This window comes from Streptomyces sp. NPDC052109, assembly GCF_040680195.1.
GTDB lineage: Bacteria > Actinomycetota > Actinomycetes > Streptomycetales > Streptomycetaceae > Streptomyces.
In genome coordinates this window covers 490,053-509,966 of record NZ_JBFAWF010000001.1, presented here as the reverse complement: position 1 = coordinate 509,966, position 19,914 = coordinate 490,053, and the positions used below count along the sequence as shown (strand labels likewise).

At 69.8% G+C, this 19,914-nt stretch carries 15 protein-coding genes; 2 read left to right on the top strand and 13 right to left on the bottom strand.

Annotated elements, in window-relative coordinates:
• Positions 1-94 precede the first annotated feature (94 nt).
• Positions 95-2,641: an amino acid permease gene (locus AB0L59_RS02310; RefSeq protein ID WP_365578301.1), complete on the bottom strand. Its 2,547-nt coding sequence runs from the start codon at positions 2,639-2,641 to the stop codon at positions 95-97.
• A 399-nt stretch (positions 2,642-3,040) separates the two neighbouring features.
• Between AB0L59_RS02310 and AB0L59_RS02305 the strand changes: the two genes are divergently transcribed.
• Both AB0L59_RS02305 and AB0L59_RS02300 read left to right on the top strand, forming a co-directional pair.
• Positions 3,041-3,439: an STAS domain-containing protein gene (locus tag AB0L59_RS02305; protein ID WP_365578299.1), complete on the top strand. Its 399-nt coding sequence runs from the start codon at positions 3,041-3,043 to the stop codon at positions 3,437-3,439.
• Between the two features lie 79 nt (positions 3,440-3,518).
• Positions 3,519-3,797 (top strand): hypothetical protein, encoded by a 279-nt coding sequence (locus AB0L59_RS02300; RefSeq protein WP_365578297.1) that lies wholly within the window; start codon positions 3,519-3,521, stop codon positions 3,795-3,797.
• An 8-nt stretch (positions 3,798-3,805) separates the two neighbouring features.
• Here AB0L59_RS02300 and AB0L59_RS02295 read toward each other — a convergent pair whose 3' ends face one another.
• The 12 genes from AB0L59_RS02295 to AB0L59_RS02240 form a co-directional block, all read right to left on the bottom strand.
• The gene (locus tag AB0L59_RS02295; protein ID WP_365578295.1) at positions 3,806-3,994 is read right to left on the bottom strand and encodes a hypothetical protein; all 189 of its coding nucleotides are present in this window, start codon (positions 3,992-3,994) and stop codon (positions 3,806-3,808) included.
• Between the two features lie 267 nt (positions 3,995-4,261).
• Positions 4,262-6,190 carry a TIGR03960 family B12-binding radical SAM protein gene (locus AB0L59_RS02290; protein ID WP_365578293.1) on the bottom strand — a complete coding sequence of 643 codons (1,929 nt, stop codon included), beginning with the start codon at positions 6,188-6,190 and terminating at the stop codon, positions 4,262-4,264.
• 70 nt (positions 6,191-6,260) lie between these two features.
• Positions 6,261-7,760 (bottom strand): CYTH and CHAD domain-containing protein, encoded by a 1,500-nt coding sequence (locus AB0L59_RS02285; protein ID WP_365578291.1) that lies wholly within the window; start codon positions 7,758-7,760, stop codon positions 6,261-6,263.
• A gap of 109 nt (positions 7,761-7,869) precedes the next feature.
• A complete protein-coding gene (gene rodA / locus AB0L59_RS02280; protein ID WP_365578289.1) occupies positions 7,870-9,069 on the bottom strand; it encodes a rod shape-determining protein RodA in 1,200 nt (399 codons plus the stop codon).
• A complete protein-coding gene (gene mrdA / locus AB0L59_RS02275; RefSeq protein ID WP_365578287.1) occupies positions 9,066-11,315 on the bottom strand; it encodes a penicillin-binding protein 2 in 2,250 nt (749 codons plus the stop codon). The genes rodA and mrdA overlap by 4 nt, the downstream gene beginning before the upstream one ends.
• A gap of 170 nt (positions 11,316-11,485) precedes the next feature.
• Positions 11,486-12,163 carry a rod shape-determining protein MreD gene (gene mreD, locus AB0L59_RS02270; RefSeq protein WP_365578285.1) on the bottom strand — a complete coding sequence of 226 codons (678 nt, stop codon included), beginning with the start codon at positions 12,161-12,163 and terminating at the stop codon, positions 11,486-11,488.
• A gap of 15 nt (positions 12,164-12,178) precedes the next feature.
• Positions 12,179-13,120: a rod shape-determining protein MreC gene (gene mreC, locus AB0L59_RS02265; protein WP_365578283.1), complete on the bottom strand. Its 942-nt coding sequence runs from the start codon at positions 13,118-13,120 to the stop codon at positions 12,179-12,181.
• Between the two features lie 163 nt (positions 13,121-13,283).
• The gene (locus AB0L59_RS02260; RefSeq protein WP_031158632.1) at positions 13,284-14,303 is read right to left on the bottom strand and encodes a rod shape-determining protein; all 1,020 of its coding nucleotides are present in this window, start codon (positions 14,301-14,303) and stop codon (positions 13,284-13,286) included.
• A 311-nt stretch (positions 14,304-14,614) separates the two neighbouring features.
• Complete coding sequence (gene ndk, locus AB0L59_RS02255; protein WP_365578281.1) at positions 14,615-15,028, bottom strand: nucleoside-diphosphate kinase; 414 nt, start codon at positions 15,026-15,028, stop codon at positions 14,615-14,617.
• A gap of 67 nt (positions 15,029-15,095) precedes the next feature.
• The gene (locus AB0L59_RS02250; protein ID WP_365578279.1) at positions 15,096-15,458 is read right to left on the bottom strand and encodes a DUF4233 domain-containing protein; all 363 of its coding nucleotides are present in this window, start codon (positions 15,456-15,458) and stop codon (positions 15,096-15,098) included.
• A 10-nt stretch (positions 15,459-15,468) separates the two neighbouring features.
• On the bottom strand, positions 15,469-16,983 hold the full coding sequence (locus AB0L59_RS02245) for a folylpolyglutamate synthase/dihydrofolate synthase family protein (RefSeq protein ID WP_365578277.1): 1,515 nt from the start codon (positions 16,981-16,983) through the stop codon (positions 15,469-15,471).
• A 187-nt stretch (positions 16,984-17,170) separates the two neighbouring features.
• A complete protein-coding gene (locus tag AB0L59_RS02240; protein ID WP_365578275.1) occupies positions 17,171-19,822 on the bottom strand; it encodes a valine--tRNA ligase in 2,652 nt (883 codons plus the stop codon).
• Positions 19,823-19,914: the final 92 nt, after the last annotated feature.

The window sequence follows — 19,914 nt, the reverse complement described above, 5'->3', positions numbered from 1 at the left end:
CGCCCGAGCACGAGACGAGAGCCTCGTCGTCGGTTCTGGTGAATCCGAGCGTGGCCTCGGTCTCGGCTCCCGCGGCGAACGACGGCAAAGGGGATTACAGGGCGTCCGGTGCCGGCAGGTCCTGCTCCGCCCAGATGGTCTTGCCGGCGCGGGTGTAGCGCGTACCCCAGTGGTGGGTCATCTGGGCGATGATGAACAGCCCCCGTCCTCCCTCCTCGTCATTCGCGGCGTGCCGCAGATTGGGCGCGGTGTGGCCGGTGTCGGAGACCTCGCAGATCAGGCTCCGGTCGCGGATCAGGCGTACCTGGATCGGACCGCCGACGTAACGGATGGCGTTGGTGACCAGTTCGCTGACGATGAGCTCGGTGGAGAACGCCAGGTCGTCGAGGTCCCAGGCGCGCAGCTGCTTGCTGACGGCGGTGCGGATGGTGGCCACCGCCGCCGGGTCCGGGAGCACCGACCACTCGGCGAGCCGGTTCCGGTCGAGTAGACGCGTGCGGACCAGGAGCAGCGTCGCGTCCACGTCCACCGCCCCGGGCAGCAGCGTGGTCACCGCCCTGTCGCACAGCGTCTCCAGCGATGTCCGGTCGCCGGCCAGGACGCGGGACAGCTGCGCGAGCCCGGCGTCACGGTCGTCGGCCGTCTGGAGGAGACCGCCGGTGAAGAGGGCGACGAGACTGCCCGCGGCGAGGTCCAGTTCCGTGCTCTGGTAGGGCGGGCCCCCGATGCCCAGCGGCGGCCCGATCGGCAGCTCCGGATAGTCGACGACGCCCGTACGCGGGTCGACGACCGCCAGTACCGGCTCCCCGGCCCGCGCGAGGGCGCACTTCCCCGAGACCGGGTCGTACACCGCGTACAGGCAGCTCACGCCCAGGGCCGCGTCGACGTGTGGTGTCAGGTGGCCCGGGACTCGGCCGGTCCCGCCCTCCAGCGCGGTCTGCTCGACCAGGTCGTCCAGCCGGGACAGGAGCTCGTCCGGGCTCAGGTCCAGCCGGGCCAGCACGCGCACACCCGTCCGCAGACGGCCCATGGTGGCCGCGGCCCGCAGGCCGTGACCCAGTACGTCCCCGACGACCAGGCCGACCCGGGTTCCCGACAGGGGAATGACGTCGTACCAGTCGCCCCCCACCCCGGACCCGCTGTCGGCGGGCTGGTAGCGGCTCGCCGAGTCGACGGCGGCGTGCCGCGGCAGACGGCGGGGAAGCAGGCTCCGCTGGAGTTTGAGGGCCACGGTGTGGCCCCGGGTGACCAACGGCATCAGCAGGAGACCGATCAGCAGGGCGCCCAGGCCCAGGACGGTGACCCCGCCCGTCCGTCCGATCAGCGGCAGATCGACGGCGGTCGTGCCGTACTCCGGATCCGCGTAGACGACGAAGGCGGCGTAGAGGAACAGCGAGATCATCATCAGGCCGCCGAGCGCCGGCAGCGCCCCCTTGAAGACCAGGTCCCTGGTGCTGCGAGTGAGGACCTTGCGGTGGTACCAGAGGCAGGCGAAGCCGGTCACTCCGTACTGGAAGGCGATCGCGAGACCGACCGATTCCACCGAGTCGGCCAGGATGTTCTGGCTGTACGACGCCAGCATGACGAACACGAGGATCGCGGCCGCTCCCATGCCGACCGTGCTCCAGGTCGGGGTGAGGTACCTGCGGTGGATCCGGGCGAACCGGGAGGGGAGCGCCCTGTGGACCGCCATGGAGAAGACGGTCCTGGCCAGGGGCAGGATGGTGGTCTCGGCGGAGGCCAGCGCGGAGGTCAGCACCATCAGGATCAGCAGTCTCGACAGGAACAGCCCGGTGTCACCGCTCCCGAACACGGCCGAGCCCAACCCGGAGAGCACGTCGTCCGAGTTGCGCGTGTTGCCGAGCCCGATGCCCGAGGTGCCGACTCCCGCGAACGCCTGTGCCGAGGTGGACACCAGCCCGTACATGATCAGGAGCACCATGGTGGTCGTGACCGCGGCGCGCCCGGGGACGCGCGCACTGTCGACGGTTTCCTCGTTGACCGAGAACGCGGTGTCCCAGCCCCAGTAGATGAAGACCCCCGCGAGGATGCCCGAGGTCAGGTCCTTCACCGAGCGCACCGCGAAGGGGTTGAACCAGGAGGCGGAGACGTGGATCGCCGTCGGCGGCGGGTGGGTGTAGACCCTGACCAGCGCCGCCACGGCGAAGAAGATCAGCATCGCCACTTCCAGGCACAGCAGCCAGCGCTGGACGGCCGCCGAGAACTCGATGCCGACATAGCAGACCGCGGTCAGCGCCGCGATCCAGGCGACGCCCGCCACAGTCGTCCACAGCCGGTTCTCGGCCAGTCCGTCCAGGCCCACCAGCCGGAAGCAGTAGGCAGCGGCGATCTGGGCGAGGTTCGCCATGACGAGGACGTCGGCGACGATGAGGCCCCAGCCGCCCATCCACCCGGTGCGCGGACCGAAGGTCCGTGTCGCCCAGGTGTACGTGGTCCCGCAGTCGGCGTTGCTCGCGTTGAGCTCCCGGAAGGCGTACGCGACCAGCAGCATCGGGATGAACGCCAGCATCGTGACGATCGGGGCCTGCAGTCCGGCCCCGACCACGATGATGCCCAGCGTGGCCGCCAGGCTGTACGCCGGGCCGGTCGAGGCGAGGCCCATGGCCACCGAGGAGAACATGCCAAGGGCGTCGCTCTTGAGTCCCTTCCGGCCGGCCGCCGTCCCGGGAGCCGGGCGGTCGGCCGGCACGGCGCCGCCGAAGTGCCTCACACTTGATTGCAACGCCGGGCCCCTCGCCTCCGCAACAGCGCGGCGGCGACTGCGGGAACGCCGCCGGTCACCCCACCGGGCGGTGCTGGTCCTGCCCACCGGCCGCCCCTGCCGCTGCCACCAGGCACGACGGCGATCCGGGGTGCCGTGGTGCCGCTCCCCGCACAGCCGTCCAGCCCTGCCCGCGGTATTGAGCCGACCGGCCTACGCAGCGAAGGACCTTCGGCACTACACAGGGGGCTGTCAGCCTCTGTCGACACCTCGCCGCACGGCTGAACCTGCAGTAAGGGGCGTCAGCGGAGGTGCGCCATGGACAGGAAAGACCGGCGGGCGGATGGACAGGCGGAACTGTGGGTGTCCGTGAACCGCCTCGACGGCTGGACGGTGGCCAGCCTGGCGGGGCAGATCGACATCTTCACGGTGCCGGGACTGCGCGCGCACCTGAAAGAGCTCGTGGCCGACCACGGCGAGCGCCCCCAGGTGATCGTCGACCTCGGTGCCGTCACCTTCTGCGACGCGCACGGACTGGGTGCGCTCATCGGCGCCCACAAGTCGGCCGCCCGGCGCGGCGGCGCGGTGCGCGTGGTGGTCCCCAAGGGGCGCGTGCGCAGGCTTCTGCACATCACGGAGCCGACCCACGACCTCGAGGTGCACGAGACGCTGAGCGACGCGGTCGCAGTCGACCCGCTGGGACACAGCCATGCCTGAGCGGACTTGCGAGGGCACCGTCCCGCTCTGTCGCCTCGAGCCGAGCCGCGGCAGGAGCGGATCGCGAAGGGAGGCCGCCGTGCGGGACCGGGACGTCCGGGCGCATGCCCTCATCGACGAATTCTTCGACCACGGGATGTCCCTGCGCGAGGAGGCCGACGCCCGTTGGCGCGACAGCCGGGAGCTCGACCAGGTCACGGTCACCCAGATCCGCCTGTGGGCGGCCAACCGCACCCTCGCGGCCTTCGCACCGGGCTGGTCCGCCGCGGTGCGGTCCCGCATCGTCGCGGAGCGCGACGCGCTGGAGCAGTGGCTGGCCGACCACAGCCGGTGCGACGAGTGCGACTCGTCCGCCTGACCGCCTGCTCAGCCGACGGCGGGGTGCGGCCGGAGTCGGGTCATCACGTCGTCGAGCGGCTCTCCGCGACGCTCGATGAGACCGTCGGTGAAGAAGAGCAAGGCCGCGTGGGGCGGCAGCAGGTCGCAGGCGGACGGGCGGGGCAGGTCGGGATCGATCGACGGGCCCGCGGCCGGCCTCCGGACAGCGCGTCTCACCCTCCCGGGTGGTCGGCAGGGGCGGCAGGTGTCCGGCGGAGCAGTGGTGCGCCCGCAGCCCGGCTCACCGGCCCCGGCCGCCACAGGACGATCTGCACACCGGAGCACGCATCTTCACCGCGCACCGGAGAGCACGGTGGTGCGCTTCACCCCGCGCAAGGCGTACCCGTGGAGCAACTCCCTCATCGCTCCTCCAGGAACGTCAGCTGAGCCCATCACGCAGAAGGGCCAGGTGAACATTCCCGGAGGCGCGTTGGGGCCAACCGGCTACTTGTTCACGACGGTCAGAGGGAGCAGCTTCTTTCCTGTCGGCCCAACCTGGATCTGCGTGTCCATGGCGGGGCAGACGCCGCAGTCGAAGCAGGGGGTCCAGCGGCAGTCCTCGACCTCCGTCTCGTCGAGGGCGTCCTGCCAGTCCTCCCAGAGCCAGTCCTTGTCCAGGCCGGAGTCCAGGTGGTCCCAGGGCAGGACCTCCTCGTAGGTGCGCTCGCGGGTGGTGTACCAGTCGACGTCGACGCCGTAGGGGGCGAGTGCCTTGTCCGCGCAGGCCATCCAGCGGTCGTAGGAGAAGTGCTCGCGCCAGCCGTCGAAGCGACCGCCGTCGTCGTACACCGCGCGGATCACGGCGCCGATGCGGCGGTCACCGCGCGAGAGCAGGCCCTCGATGATGCCCGGCTTGCCGTCGTGGTACCGGAAGCCGATCGAGCGGCCGTACTTCTTGTCGCCGCGGATCTTGTCGCGGAGCTTCTCCAGTCGGGCGTCCGTCTCTTCCGCCGAGAGCTGCGGGGCCCACTGGAAGGGGGTGTGGGGCTTGGGGACGAAGCCGCCGATCGAGACGGTGCATCGGATGTCGTTCGAGCCCGAGACCTCGCGGCCCTTCTGGATGACGTGCGTCGCCATGTCGGCGATCTGGAGGACGTCGTCGTCGGTCTCCGTCGGCAGGCCGCACATGAAGTACAGCTTCACCTGGCGCCAGCCGTTGCCGTAGGCCGTGGCGACCGTGCGGATCAGGTCCTCCTCCGAGACCATCTTGTTGATGACCTTGCGCATGCGCTCCGAGCCGCCTTCGGGGGCGAAGGTCAGGCCGGAGCGGCGGCCGTTGCGGGTCAGCTCGTTCGCCAGGTCGACGTTGAAGGCGTCGACGCGGGTGGAGGGGAGCGACAGGCCGATCTTGTCGTCCTCGTAGCGGTCCGCCAGGCCCTTGGCGATGTCACCGATCTCCGAGTGGTCCGCCGAGGACAGGGACAGGAGGCCCACCTCCTCGAAGCCCGTCGCCTTCAGGCCCTTGTCGACCATGTCGCCGATGCCCGTGATCGAGCGCTCGCGCACCGGGCGGGTGATCATGCCTGCCTGGCAGAACCGGCAGCCGCGCGTGCAGCCGCGGAAGATCTCCACCGACATGCGCTCATGGACCGTCTCGGCCAGGGGGACCAGCGGCTGCTTCGGGTACGGCCACTCGTCCAGGTCCATGACCGTGTGCTTGGACACGCGCCACGGAACGCCCGACTTGTTCGGGACCACGCGGGCGATCCGGCCGTCCTGCAGGTACTCGACGTCGTAGAACGCCGGGATGTACACCCCGCCCGTCTTCGCCAGGCGGAACAGGACCTCCTCGCGGCCGCCGGGACGGCCCTCGGCCTTCCACTCGCGGATGATCCTGGTCATGTCGAGGACGGCCTGCTCGCCGTCGCCGATGACCGCCGCGTCGATGAAGTCGGCGATCGGCTCCGGGTTGAAGGCGGCGTGGCCGCCGGCGAGGACGATCGGGTCGTCCTCGGTGCGGTCCCTGGACTCCAGGGGGATGCCGGCCAGGTCCAGGGCGGTGAGCATGTTGGTGTAGCCCAGCTCCGTGGAGAAGCTGAGGCCGAACACGTCGAAGGCCTTCACCGGGCGGTGGCTGTCGACCGTGAACTGCGGGACGCCGTGCTCGCGCATCAGCGCCTCCAGGTCCGGCCACACGCTGTAGGTGCGCTCGGCGAGGACGCCCTCCTGCTCGTTGAGGACCTCGTAGAGGATCATGACGCCCTGGTTGGGCAGACCAACCTCGTACGCGTCCGGGTACATGAGCGCCCAGCGGACGTCGCACTCGTCCCACGGCTTGACCGTGGAGTTGAGCTCTCCGCCGACGTACTGGATCGGCTTCTGCACGTGCGGGAGCAGAGCTTCGAGCTGCGGGAAAACCGACTCGACAGGCATCTCGCGAACCTTCATGAGCTGACAGGGGTGACCATCAAGCGTAACCCGGCCGAGGAGCTCCCCCGAACGCTCAGAGGGCCGCCCCGGAACTGATCTCCTTCCACAGCCCGGGCAGCTCCGCCTCGACCTGCGCCGCCCGTGCCTCCTCTCGCCCGTACAGCACCCCGAACGTGAACGTGTTCTCCCCCGCCGCGTGCGCCACCGCGGACAGCTCGCGCAGGGTGTGCCGGGTCATGACGCTGTCCTGGTGGTCGCCGAGGAGGGTGGTCAGGGACTTCATGGCCCGTGTCAGGGACCGGGCCGGTTTCCCGAGGGCCGGGGTGGCCGCCTCGGCCGCGTACCGGGTGCGCTTGCCCTTCTTGCGGGCCTCGTGCACGGCGAGGTCCCGCTCCTCGCCGTGCGGGGTGTCGAGCGCCCGCTCGACCAGGGCGGTAAGAGTCGCCAGGTCCTTGTTCACGGCCTTGCGGAGCACCTTCTCCGGCCGTTTCCCGCCGGCCTTGCGCAGCGGCGGGTCGGCGAGGAGCGCGTCCAGGGCGTCGAGCAGGGTCAGATAGCGGCGGGAGTCCAGCACGCCGGCCAGATGGGCGTGCGTGCCGCCGCGCCGGGCCCCGGCCCAGGCCGCGAGGCGTTCGGGGGCCGGGCCGGTGACCAGATCGGGCGGCAGGGCGTCGAGGGCGGCAGCCAGCCGTTCGGTCATCACCTCCCGGTCGCGGTCCACGCCCAGCTCGCCCGCGAGCCACTTCAGCTCGGCCCCGATGGAATCGGTCACCGTGCGGTCGAGCACGGAGCGGAAGGTGCGCAGGGTGCTGCGGGCGCGGCGGGTGGCGACCCGCATGCGGTGCACGGAGTCGGGCACGTCCCGGCGGACAGCGGGGTCGAGCTCGACCAGCACGTCCCGCTGGGCGCGCAGATAGGCGAGGACGTGGTCGCCGGCCGTCACCGGCGATGCGGGCTTGCCCTTCTTGCGGCGGTGTCCCGAGGTCTGCTCCAGGGCCCGGGCCAGCTTCGACGCCGACTTCGAGGGGCGCACACCCGCCCTGCGCAGCCGTTTCTCCACCAGGTCCAGGAAGGCGGGGTCGCCGTCGTCGGCCAGTTCCACCTCGATCTCGGTCCACTGGGCGGCCCCGCCCCGGCCGGCGAGCCGCTCGGCGGTGACGGCGTCGACGCTCGCCTCGGCCAGCAGGGTGCCGTCGGCGTCGACGAGGTGACGCACATCGCGGGCGGAGCGCAGCCGTACCACCGGGACCAGCTCGGCGTCCCGGACCCGGGAGCGGACCAGGGCCGCGATCTCCTCGGGGACGATGTCGGACAGCGGGGCCTGGATCTCGTCACGGACGCCGGGGGCGACGGGGAACTTCAGATGCCAGCCGGCGTCCGAGCCTCCGGTGCGGCGACGCAGGGTGAGGGAGGCATCGGCGAGGCGTTCGTCGGCGGTGTCGTAGTAGATGGCGTCGAGTTCCACCCGGCCCTTGTCCAGGACGGCCGCCACTCTGCCGACGCCGGTCAGGTCGGGCAGCCCGCTGTCATCGGACTCGTACTTGCGCTCGATCTCGCGCTTCGTATCCGCCATGAACCGAATCTAGTGGGCCGTGGAGCGGTGCGGCAGGGGCCGTTCCGGGTGAATGGCAGGAAAATTCCACACATCCACCCGGCATACGACCGCTGCCCGGACCGAACACCTAGGCCGACATGGGTCTCTGCACCTTGATCGACTGCAGCAGTCCCACGGCCACCCACACCACGAACATCGACGAGCCGCCGTACGACACGAACGGCAGGGGCAGACCGGTGACCGGCATGATGCCGAGGGTCATGCCGATGTTCTCGAAGGACTGGAAGGCGAACCAGGCGACGATCCCGGCGGCCACGATCGTCCCGTACAGCTCGGTGGACTCCCGGGCGATGCGGCAGGCGCGCCACAGCACCACCCCCAGCAGGAAGATGATCAGGCCCGCGCCGACGAAGCCCAGCTCCTCCCCCGCGACCGTGAAGACGAAGTCCGTCTGCTGCTCGGGCACGAACTGGCCGGTGGTCTGCGAACCGTGGAAGAGACCGGCCCCGGTCAGGCCGCCGGAACCGATGGCGATGCGGGCCTGGTTGGTGTTGTAGCCCACGCCCGCCGGATCCAGCTCCGGGTTGGCGAAGGCGGCGAAGCGGTTGATCTGGTACTGGTCCAGGATGTGCAGCTGCCAGATGGCGACACAGCCGAGCACACCGGCGATGAGCAGGCCGAAGATCCAGCGGTTGGAGGCGCCGGAGGCGAGCAGCACGCCCAGGATGATGGCCACCATGGCCAGGACCGTGCCGAGGTCGGGCATGAGCAGCACGATCAGGATCGGCACGGTGGCCAGGCCGAGCGCCTGCACCACCGTGCGGTGGTCGGGGTACGGCTTGTCCCCGGCGTCTACCCGGGCCGCCAGTATCATCGCCATGCCCAGGATGATCGAGACCTTCACGAACTCGGCGGGCTGCAGCGAGAAACCGCCGCCGAACACGATCCAGTTCCGGCTGCCGTTGATGGTCGCGCCGAGCGGGGTGAGCACCAGCAGCACCCCGAGCAGCGAGACGCCGTAGAGGATCGGCACGACGTTGCGCAGGGCGCGGTGCCCGAGCCAGATCGTGCCGATCATCAGGGCGAATCCGATGCCGAGGTTCATCAGATGGCGGACCAGGAAGTAGTACTGGTCGCCCTGGTTGATCTCGGTGCGGTTGCGGGTAGCCGAGTACACCAGCAGCGAGCCCAGCAGCGACAGCACGAGGGCCGCCAGCAGTATCGGCCAGTCGAGCCTGCGGGTCAGCGAGTCACGGGCGAAGAGCCTGGTCCAGCCGGCCCGGTCGGGGCCGTACCCGGAGACGGAGAAGCTGTTCACGCCGGTCATGAGGGCATCCTCCGGCTCCCCCTCTTGCGAGGCCGCCTGCGGGTGTTGCGGTTGCCCGTGGTGGGCGAGGCCGTGGTGGCGGGCTGCTGGTCGGACCCGTTGCTGGGGTTGTTCTGCTGGGAGGCCTCGGCGTCCTTCCCGGGGTCGCCGGTGATCTTCGGGGCGTCGATGGTGCCGTCCGTGCGGACCTTGGGCAGGCCCTTCTGCGGCTCGGGCAGCAGCGCCTTCTTGTTGTCGACGGAGCCGTCGCCCTGGACGCCGTAGAGCGCGCTGTAGATGTTGCGCACGGCCTCGCCGGAGGCGCCGGAACCCGTACCGGCCTGGGCGATCGTCATGATCACCGTGTAGTCCTTGGAATACGTGGCGAGCCATGAGGTGGTCTGCTTGCCGTAGACCTCCGCCGTACCGGTCTTGCCGTGCAGCGGGATCTTGTTCTGCGGCCAGCCGTTGAACTTCCACGCGGCCGTACCGCGGGTGATGACGCCCGCGAAGGCGTCGTCCATGCCCTTGAGGGTGGCCTGGCTGACCGGGAGCTTGGCACGCACCTTCGGTTTGATCGGGGTGACGGTCTTGCCGTCGGGGCTGATGATCGCCTTGCCGATGGTGGGCACGTACTCGGTGCCGCCGTTGGCGACGGCGCCGTAGATCATCGCCTCCTGGATCGGCGTGACGAGCGTGTCGCCCTGGCCGATGGAGTAGTTGATCTCGTCACCCTCGCGCATCTTGTTGCCTTCGAGGCAGTTCTCGTAATAGATCCTCTGGACGTAGGAGCCGTCCTTCTTGCCGCTCTTGCACCAGGCGTCCTTGTTGGCCTTCCAGTAGTCCAGCTTCCACTGGCGGTCGGGGACGCGGCCGGTGACCTCGTTGGGGAGGTCGACGCCGGTCTCCTTGCCGAGGCCGAACTGGTGGGCGGTCTTGAAGAAGTAGTCCTTCGGCTGGCCCTTCTTGGGGTTGATGCCGCCGTCCTTCTTCCACTCGTTGTCGGCTAGGCCGTAGAAGACGGTGTCGCAGGAGACCTCCAGGGCGCGGCCGAGGGAGATGTCGCCGAAGTTCTCGCCTTCGAAGTTCTTGAAGACCTGGCCGCCGACCGAGTAGGAGCTCGTGCAGGGGTAGCCGCCGTCCCAGGCGTAGCCGGCGTTGACCGCGGCGGCCGTGGAGACCACCTTGAACGTCGAACCGGGGGCCGCCTGACCCTGGATGGCCCTGTTGAGCAGCGGGTAGTCGGACCCCTTGCCGGTGAGGGCCTTGTAGTCCTTGGCGGAGATGCCGCCCACCCACACGTTCGGGTCGTAGGTCGGCGCCGAGGCCATCGCGACGATCCGGCCGGTCTTGGCCTCCATGACGACGACGGCGCCGGAGTCGGCCTTGTAGTTCTCGTGGGTGATGTCGTCGTACTGCTGGCGGGCGGCCCGCATGGCCTTGTCCAGTTCGTACTCGGCGACGCGCTGGACCCGGGAGTCGATGCTGGTGACCAGGTTCGAGCCGGGCTCGGCGGCGTCCGACTTGGCCTTGCCGATGACCCGGCCGAGGTTGTCCACCTCGTAGCGGGTGACGCCGGCCTTGCCACGCAGTTCCTTGTCGTACTCCCGCTCGAGGCCGGAGCGGCCGACCATGTCGGAGCGCAGATAGGGCGAGTCGGTGTTCTTCGCCTTCTGGATCTCGTCGTCGGTGACGGGCGAGAGATAGCCGAGCACCTGCGCGGTGTTGGAGTTGCCCGGGCCCGGGTAGCTCCGTACGGCCTCGGGCTCGGCGGTGATGCCGGGGAAGTCCTCGGCGCGCTCACGGATCTGCAGGGCCTGCTTGGGCGTCGCCTTGTCGGTGATCGGGATCGGCTGGTACGGCGAGCCGTTCCAGCACGGCTTGGGGGTCTTGGCGTCGCACAGCCGGACCTTCTGGATGACGTCCTCGGGCTTCACGCCGAGGACGCCGGCCAGCTTGGTGAGGACGGCCCTGCCGTCGTCCTTCTGCTTGAGCAGGTCGGTGCGGGAGGCGGAGACGACCAGACGTGTCTCGTTGTCGGCGAGGGGCACACCCCGGGCATCCAGGATGTCGCCGCGCACGGCGGGGTCGACGACCTGCTGGACGTGGTTGCCGGACGCCTCCTTCTGGTACTGGGCGCCCTCGCGGATCTGCAGGTACCACAACCGGCCGCCGAGCGTGCCGAGGAGGGACAGGACAAGGATCTGGAGCACGACGAGCCGGATCTGGACCCGTGGGGTCTTGCCGGTCTCGGGGATGTTGGTCACTGCTGGTGTCTCCCCCTCTCAGTGCGCGGATGTCCGGGCGGCCGGCGCGTGTGTGCGATGCGCCTGTGCGCGTACGAATGATGAACGACCAGCCTGTGAGCCCGCGTTCCGCGGCAGCTGACCTGTTCGGGTGAATGTGCGGCTGCCCGCTCGCGTGAACTCGTCCGCTCTCACAGCCGCTTGACCCCCTTGATCCGGCCGACCCGCACGGAACGGGTGCGGGCCTTGGCCTTCAGCGCACCCAGCCCGCCGCGCTGGCCGCCGACGCGCAGGCCCGTGCCGGAGGAGAGCCAGCCGGCGGAGATGTTGCCGGCCTTGGCGGCGGGGCCGCTCTCGGTCAGCGGGTCGTTGTCGGCGCGGCGGGCCAGCCACATGATCCCGGGGACCACGAACGGGGCGAGCAGCAGGTCGTACAGGGCCGCCGAGAACAGCAGCCCGGGCAGGCCGACATGACGGGCGGCGGTGTCGCCGACCAGCGCGCCGACGCCGGCGTACAGCAGCGTGGAGCCGACGGCGGCGGCGACCACGACGGCCATCGGCCCGGTCGCCGACTTCAGGCGGCCGTTCTCCGGCTTGATGAGCCCGGCGAAGTAGCCGATGACGCACAGCACGAGCGCGTAACGGCCGGCCGCGTGGTCGGCGGGCGGGGCGAGGTCGGCGAGCAGGCCGGCGCCGAAGCCGACGAGGGCGCCGCCGACATGGCCGTACACCATGGCGAGGCCGAGGACGGTGAGCAGCAGCAGGTCGGGCACGGCGCCCGGCAGATGCAGGCGGGCGAGGACGCTGACCTGGATCACCAGGGCCACGACGACCAGCGCGCTGGAGAGCAGGATCCGGTTGAGGCGCATGGAAGAAGTCAGCTCCTACTGCTGCTGGCCGGTCGTGTTGTTCGCGTTGGCCGAGGGGGTCACCGTGACGGTCACCGTCGGCGTCGGGACCGGCTTGGGCTGGGCCGGCAGGACCGCGTCGCGCGGGTCCTTCTTCGGGGCCTGGACGACCACGCCGACGATGTCGAGCTTGGTGAAGCCGACGTACGGGGTGACGTAGATCGTGCGGGTGAGGCCGCCGTTGGAGGGTTCGACGCGGGAGACCACGCCGACCGGCACGCCGGGCACGAACGGCCGGTCGGCCTGGGAGCCGAAGGTGACGAGCCGGTCGCCCTTCTTCACCTGCGCCTGGCCGTTGAGCAGTTCGACGCGCAGCGGTCGGTCGCCCTGCCCGGAGGCGAAGCCCAGTTCGTCGCTGCCCTCCATGCGGGTACCGACTGTGAAGTCGGGGTCGTTGGCGAGCAGGACGGTGGAGGTGTCGGGGCCGACCGTGGTGACCCGGCCGACCAGCCCGTCACCGTTGAGGACGGTCATGTCGCGCTTGATGCCGTCGTTGGCGCCGGCGTCGATGGTGATGGTCCAGGAGAAGCCCTGCGCCGCTCCTATGGCGATGACCTGGGCGCCCTTGATGCCGTACTGGCCCTCACCGGCGATCTTCAGCATCTTGTCGAGCTGGTTCAGCCGGCTGCGGTTGCGGTCGTCGCTGCCGAGCTTCGCCTTGAGGGCCGCGTTCTCCTTCTCCAGCCGGGCGAGCCGGTCGTGCCGGTTGCCGGAGTCGCGGATCGCGGAGACGGCGTTGCCGACCGGGTCGACCGCCGAGGACAGCCCGTTCTCGACCGGGCCGAACACCGCGGCCGCGGCCTGCCGGGCACCGTCGACCGGGGAGTTCCTGCCCCCGCGAATGTCCACCGTGATCAGCGCGAATGCGATGGCGACCAGCAGGACCAGGAGCAGCCGGCTCTCTTTCGTGTCCCTCACGTGCGGCGGCCGTGCCCTTCCTCAATAGGAATTCGGGAGCCCCTTGACGGGCGCTTGCGCGAAAGGCAAACCCAAGGGGGCCATTTGTGGGAGCTTATGCCTGTAATCAACGATCCGCCGCACGAGAGGAGAACGTCTCGTACGGCGGAATCGAAGAGTCATGTCATCTGCGCGGCTGAGCGTCCAGGACCTGCTGCAGCGCCTCGAACTCCTCGACGCACTTTCCGGAGCCGAGCGCGACGCTGTCCAGCGGATCCTCGGCGATGTGGATCGGCATGCCGGTCTCCCGGCGCAGCCGCTCGTCGAGGCCGCGCAGCAGCGCTCCGCCGCCGGTCAGAACGATTCCTCGGTCCATGATGTCGCCGGACAGCTCCGGCGGGCACTTGTCGAGGGTCGTCTTGACCGCGTCGACGATCGCATTGACCGGCTCCTCGATCGCCTTGCGGACCTCGGCGGCCGAGATGACGACGGTCTTCGGCAGCCCGGACACCAGGTCCCGGCCGCGGACTTCGGTGTGCTCGTCGGCGTCGAGGTCGTAGGCCGAACCGATCGTGATCTTGATCTGCTCGGCCGTGCGCTCACCCAGCAGAAGGCTGTACTCCTTCTTGATGTACTGGATGATCGCGTTGTCCAGCTCGTCGCCCGCGACCCGGATGGACTGGGCGGTGACGATGCCGCCGAGCGAGATGACCGCGACCTCCGTGGTGCCGCCGCCGATGTCCACCACCATGTTGCCCGTGGCCTCGTGGACCGGTAGGCCGGAGCCGATGGCGGCGGCCATGGGCTCCTCGATGATGTGCACCTGGCGGGCGCCGGCCTGGGAGGACGCCTCGATCACGGCGCGGCGCTCGACGCCCGTGATGCCCGAGGGCACACAGACGACGACCCGCGGCCGGGCGAGATACCGCCGCTTGTGGATCTTCAGGATGAAGTAGCGGAGCATCCGCTCGGTGATCTCGAAGTCGGCGATCACGCCGTCCTTCAGCGGGCGGACGGCCACGATGTTGCCCGGGGTCCGGCCGATCATCTTCTTCGCTTCGGCACCGACCGCGAGGATTCCACCCGTGTTGGTGTTGATCGCGACGACGGACGGCTCGTTGAGTACGATTCCGCGACCCCTGACGTACACCAGCGTGTTGGCGGTCCCGAGGTCGACAGCCATGTCACGGCCGATGAACGACATTGAGTTCCCCATCCGGATTCATCTGGCCTTCCCGAACTTTTGAGGGCATGTCAGGACGGCGAGGCGGGTGCTGTGACGTGAAGGCTTCCATCGTAAACGCGCCTGCACGAACACTGCGCGAGGGTCTCCGCCATTGTCACCAGATGGCGGCCCGCCCCGCTTGTGGAGACGGCCCATCAGGGGCACGCGTTCCCCCGATCGGCGAGGCATATGCCAAGGGACGGCCGGAAATGTACGGCCGTCCCTGGTCAGACGCCACCGGACGGAGCTGACGCCCACTCAGAAAAATTACCGAAAACTAAAGACGCGGCTCAGACCCGGCCCGGGAAGAAGATCTTCACCTCGCGCTCGGCGGACTCCTCGGAGTCGGAGGCGTGGATGAGGTTCTCGCGAACGATCACGCCGTAGTCGCCGCGGATGGAGCCGGGCGCGGCGGCGATCGGGTCGGTCGGGCCGGCGAGCGCGCGCACGCCCTCGATGACCCGCTCGCCCTCGACGATCAGCGCGACGACGGGACCGGAGGACATGAAGTCCACCAGCGGCTCGTAGAAGGGCTTGCCGACATGCTCGCCGTAGTGCTGCTCCAGCGTGGCGCGGTCCAGGGTGCGCAGCTCCAGCGCGGTGATCTGCCAGCCGGCCTTGCGCTCGATGCGGCTGATGATCTCGCCGGTCAGGCCGCGACGGACGGCGTCGGGCTTGAGCAGGACGAGGGTGCGCTGGCTCACGGGAGGACTCCTTCTGACGGACGTCGGCGGTGGTGGGACGAGGTTACAGGGCGTGTCGGGGCGTCCGTTACGCAGCGTCAGGTGTAGAGGGACCGGACTCCGCCTGGGCGGCGAATCGGGCCTTCGCCTCGTCCACCTTTCTGCCGAAGTGCACCGATGCCCACCACAGCGCCGCGAACACCGCGCCCAGGAAGTACATGGTCGGGACGAAGACGCCGGAGACGACCAGCGCGATCTGCAGGGCCCAGCCGAGGACGACCCCGCCGGGCCGGGTCACCATGCCGCACAGCAGGACGCAGAGCAGCATGGCGATGCCGCTGACCAGCCACACCGTGGACATGGACAGGCCCGGGTCCTTCATGGCGACCAGACCGGCGAACCCGATGACGAAGAACTCGCCGATCAGTGTCGATGCACAGAGCGTACGCATTCCTCGATCCTCAGCCCTTCCCCAGCAGCAGCCGGGCCTCGCCGACGGTGATGACGGAACCGGTGACCAGCACGCCACCGCCCGCGAACTCGCCCTCCTCCTCGGCCAGCGTGATCGCGGCCTCCAGGGCGTCCGGCAGCCGCGGCTCGACCTGCACCCGCTCCTCGCCGAACACCTCCACGGCGATGGCGGCCAGCTCGTCCGCGTCCATCGCCCGGTGACTGGAGTTCTGCGTGACGACGACCTCGGCGAAGATCGGCTCGAAGGCCTCCAGCAGGCCCCGCACGTTCTTGTCACCGCTGGCGCCCACGACACCGATCAGCCGGCTGAAGTCGAACGCCTCCTGCACCGCGTCCGCGGTCACCCGCGCCCCCGCCGGGTTGTGCGCCGCGTCCAGCACGACGGCCGGGGAGCGCCGTACGACCTCCAGGCGGCCCGGCGAGGACACGGCCGCGAAGGCCTTGCGGACGGCGTCGATGTCCAGCGGCTCGGCGCGCTGGGCACCGACGCCGAAGAACGCCTCCACGGCGGCGAGGGCGACGGCCGCGTTGTGCGCCTGGTGGGCGCCGTACAGCGGGAGATACACCTCGTGGTACTCGCCGCCGAGGCCGCGCAGCGTGAGCAGCTGCCCGCCGACGGCGACCTGCCGGGCCACGACGCCGAACTCCAGGCCCTCGCGGGCCACGGTGGCGTCCACCTCGACGGCCTTCTTCAGCAGCACCTGGGCCGCGTCCACCGGCTGCTGCGCCATGATCACCGTCGCGCCCTGCTTGATGATCCCGCTCTTCTCGCCGGCGATCTCCCCCGGGGTCTCGCCGAGGCGATCGGTGTGGTCCAGGTCGATGGGCGTGACGACCGCGACATCCCCGTCGATCACGTTGGTGGCGTCCCAGCTGCCGCCCATGCCGACCTCGACGACGGCCACGTCGACGGGCGCGTCGGCGAAGGCGGCGTACGCCATGCCGGTGAGGACCTCGAAGAAGGAGAGGCGGTACTCCTGCTGTGCGTCCACCATCTCGATGTACGGCTTGACGTCGTGGTAGGTCTCGATGAACCGCTCGGCGGAGATCGGGGCGCCGTCGAGGCTGATGCGCTCGGTGACCGACTGCACGTGCGGGCTGGTGTAGCGGCCGGTGCGCAGCTCGAAGGCGCCGAGCAGGGCCTCGATCATGCGGGCGGTGGAGGTCTTGCCGTTGGTGCCCGTGATGTGGATCGAGGGATACGACCTCTGGGGCTCGCCCAGGACGTCCATCAGCGCGGAGATGCGGCTGACGGAGGGCTCCAGCTTGGTCTCGCCCCAGCGGGTGGCCAGCTCCGCCTCGACCTCGCGCAGGGCCCTGTCGACCTCCGGGTCCTCCGGACGTGCGGGTACGTCGCCCTGCGACTGGCCGCCCTGGGTACGCAGGGTACGGCTGCCGGCCTCGATCACGGCGAGGTCGGGATCGCGGGTGGTTTCGGCTTCGATGATCTCGTCGAAGCGGTTCAGGGGGTCTGGCGTGTCGCTGGTGCCGGGGTGGTCGCTCACGGCCCCAGTCTACGGAGCGGCAGTGACAAAGAGTGCGGTGGCTTCGCGCCGCCGGTACGGGGTGGCTCGTCGTGTCGGCCGGCTGCCGGTGCGTGGTGGCTCGTCGCACAGTCCCCCGCGCCCCCTTGAGGTGGGCGAAGGCCCCGGCGCCTCATGGGCACCGGGGCCTTCGGTCACGCCGGACGACTCACGCCTGCGGCAGCTTCTCCAGCTGGGCGGTGATGCGCGCGATGTCCTCCTCGGCCTTGGAGAGGCGCGTGCGGATCTTGTCCACGACGTTCTCCGGGGCCTTGGCGAGGAACGCCTCGTTGCCGAGCTTGGCCGTGGCCTGGGCCTTCTCCTTCTCGGCGGCCGCCAGGTCCTTGGCGAGCCGCTTGCGCTCGGCGGCGACGTCGATCGTGCCGGAGAGGTCGAGGGCGACCTCGGCACCGGAGATCGGGAGGGTCGCCGTCGCCGTGAAGGAGTCGCCCTCCGGCTGGAGCCGCAGGAGCTGACGGATGGCGGCCTCGTGCGGGGCGAGGGCGGTACCACTCAGGGTCAGGCGGGCCGGGACCCGCTGACCGGGCTGCAGGCCCTGGTCGGCGCGGAAGCGGCGGACCTCGGTGATGACCGACTGGAGGGTCTCGATCTCCCGCTCGGCGTCGGCGTCGCGGAAGCCGCCGGGTGCGTCGGCACCGGGGACGAACACGGCCTTCGGCCACTCGGCGATGACGACCGACTCGCCGCCCGTGAGGGTGGTCCAGAGGGTCTCGGTGACGAACGGGACCACCGGGTGCAGCAGCTTGAGGGTGACGTCCAGGACCTCGCCCAGGACGCGCTTGCTGACCTCGGCCGGCTCGCCGCCCGCCTGGAAGGTCGTCTTGGACAGCTCGACGTACCAGTCGAAGACCTCGTCCCACGCGAAGTGGAAGAGGGCGTCGGACAGCTTGGCGAACTGGAAGTCGTCGTAGTACGCGTCGACTTCGGCCACGACCGAGTTCAGGCGGGAGAGGATCCAGCGGTCCGTCGCGGACATCCTCGCGGAGTCCGGCAGCTCGCCCTCCACCGTCGCGCCGTTCATCAGCGCGAAGCGGGTGGCGTTCCAGATCTTGTTGGCGAAGTTGCGGGAGCCCTGGACCCAGTCCTCGCCGATCGGGACGTCGACGCCGGGGTTGGCGCCACGGGCCAGAGTGAACCGGAGCGCGTCGCTGCCGTACTTGTCCATCCAGTCCAGCGGGTTGACCGCGTTGCCGAAGGACTTCGACATCTTCTTGCCGAACTGGTCGCGGACCATGCCGTGCAGCGCGATGGTGTGGAACGGCGGGGTGCCGTCCATCGCGTACAGGCCGAACATCATCATCCGGGCGACCCAGAAGAAGAGGATGTCGTAGCCCGTGACCAGGACGGAGTTCGGGTAGAACTTCGCGAGCGACTCGGTCTGTTCGGGCCAGCCGAGGGTGGAGAACGGCCACAGGCCGGAGGAGAACCAGGTGTCGAGGACGTCGGTGTCCTGGTGCCAGCCCTCGCCGGTGGGGACCTCGTCGTCGGGCCCGACGCACACGACTTCCCCGCCCGGGCCGTACCAGACCGGGATCCGGTGACCCCACCACAACTGCCGCGAGATGCACCAGTCGTGGAGGTTGTCGACCCAGTCGAAGTACCGCTTCTCCATCTCCTGCGGGTGGATCTTGACGCGGCCGTCGCGGACGGCGTCGCCCGCCGCCTTCGCCAGCGGGCCGACCTTGACCCACCACTGCATCGACAGGCGCGGCTCGATGGTGGTCTTGCAGCGCGAGCAGTGGCCGACGGAGTGGACGTACGGCCTCTTCTCGGCGACGATCCGGCCCTCGGCGCGCAGCGCGGCGACGATCGCCGAGCGGGCCTCCAGGCGGTCCATGCCCTGGAAGGGGCCGTGGACGGTGATGACGGCGTGCTCGTCCATCACGGTGATGGCCGGCAGGTCGTGCCGCTGGCCGATCTCGAAGTCGTTCGGGTCGTGGGCCGGGGTGACCTTGACGGCGCCGGTGCCGAACTCGGGGTCGACGTGGGTGTCGGCGACCACCGGGATGGAGCGGTCGGTCAGCGGGAGCCTGATGAGCTTGCCGACGAGGTGCTTGTAGCGCTCGTCGTCCGGGTGGACGGCGACGGCGGTGTCGCCGAGCATCGTCTCGGCACGTGTGGTGGCGACGACGATGGTGTCGTCCCCCTCGCCGTACTTCATGGAGACGAGCTCGCCGTCGTCGTCCTGGTACTCGACCTCGATGTCCGAGATGGCCGTCAGACAGCGCGGGCACCAGTTGATGATGCGCTCGGCGCGGTAGATCAGCTCGTCGTCGTAGAGGCGCTTGAAGATGGTCTGGACGGCCTGGGAGAGGCCCTCGTCCATGGTGAAGCGCTCGCGCGACCAGGCGACGCCGTCACCGAGGCGACGCATCTGCCCGCTGATCTGCCCGCCGGACTCGGCCTTCCACTGCCAGACGCGCTCGACGAAGGCCTCGCGGCCGAGGTCGTGTCGGGACTTGCCCTCCTTGCCGAGTTCGCGCTCGACGACGTTCTGCGTGGCGATGCCGGCGTGGTCCATGCCGGGCTGCCACAGCGTCTCGTAGCCCTGCATGCGCTTGCGGCGCGTGAGGGCGTCGATGAGGGTGTGCTCGAAGGCGTGGCCCAGGTGGAGGCTGCCCGTGACGTTCGGCGGCGGGATGACGACGGTGTACGGCGGCTTGTCGCTCTTCTCGTCCGCCTCGAAGTAACCGCGCTCTACCCAGCGCTCGTACAGCGGGCCCTCTACATCGGCCGGCGCGTACTGGGTCGGCAGTTCGGAGTCGGGCGCGGGTGGCTGCTGCTGAGCGTTCTCGGTCACGGGGGTCAGTTTAGAGGTGTCACGCGGTGGTCCCGAAACGCGTTTGTTCTGTAACGGTGCGGCCCCCGGTGCCGTGCGTTTCCCGTGCCTGG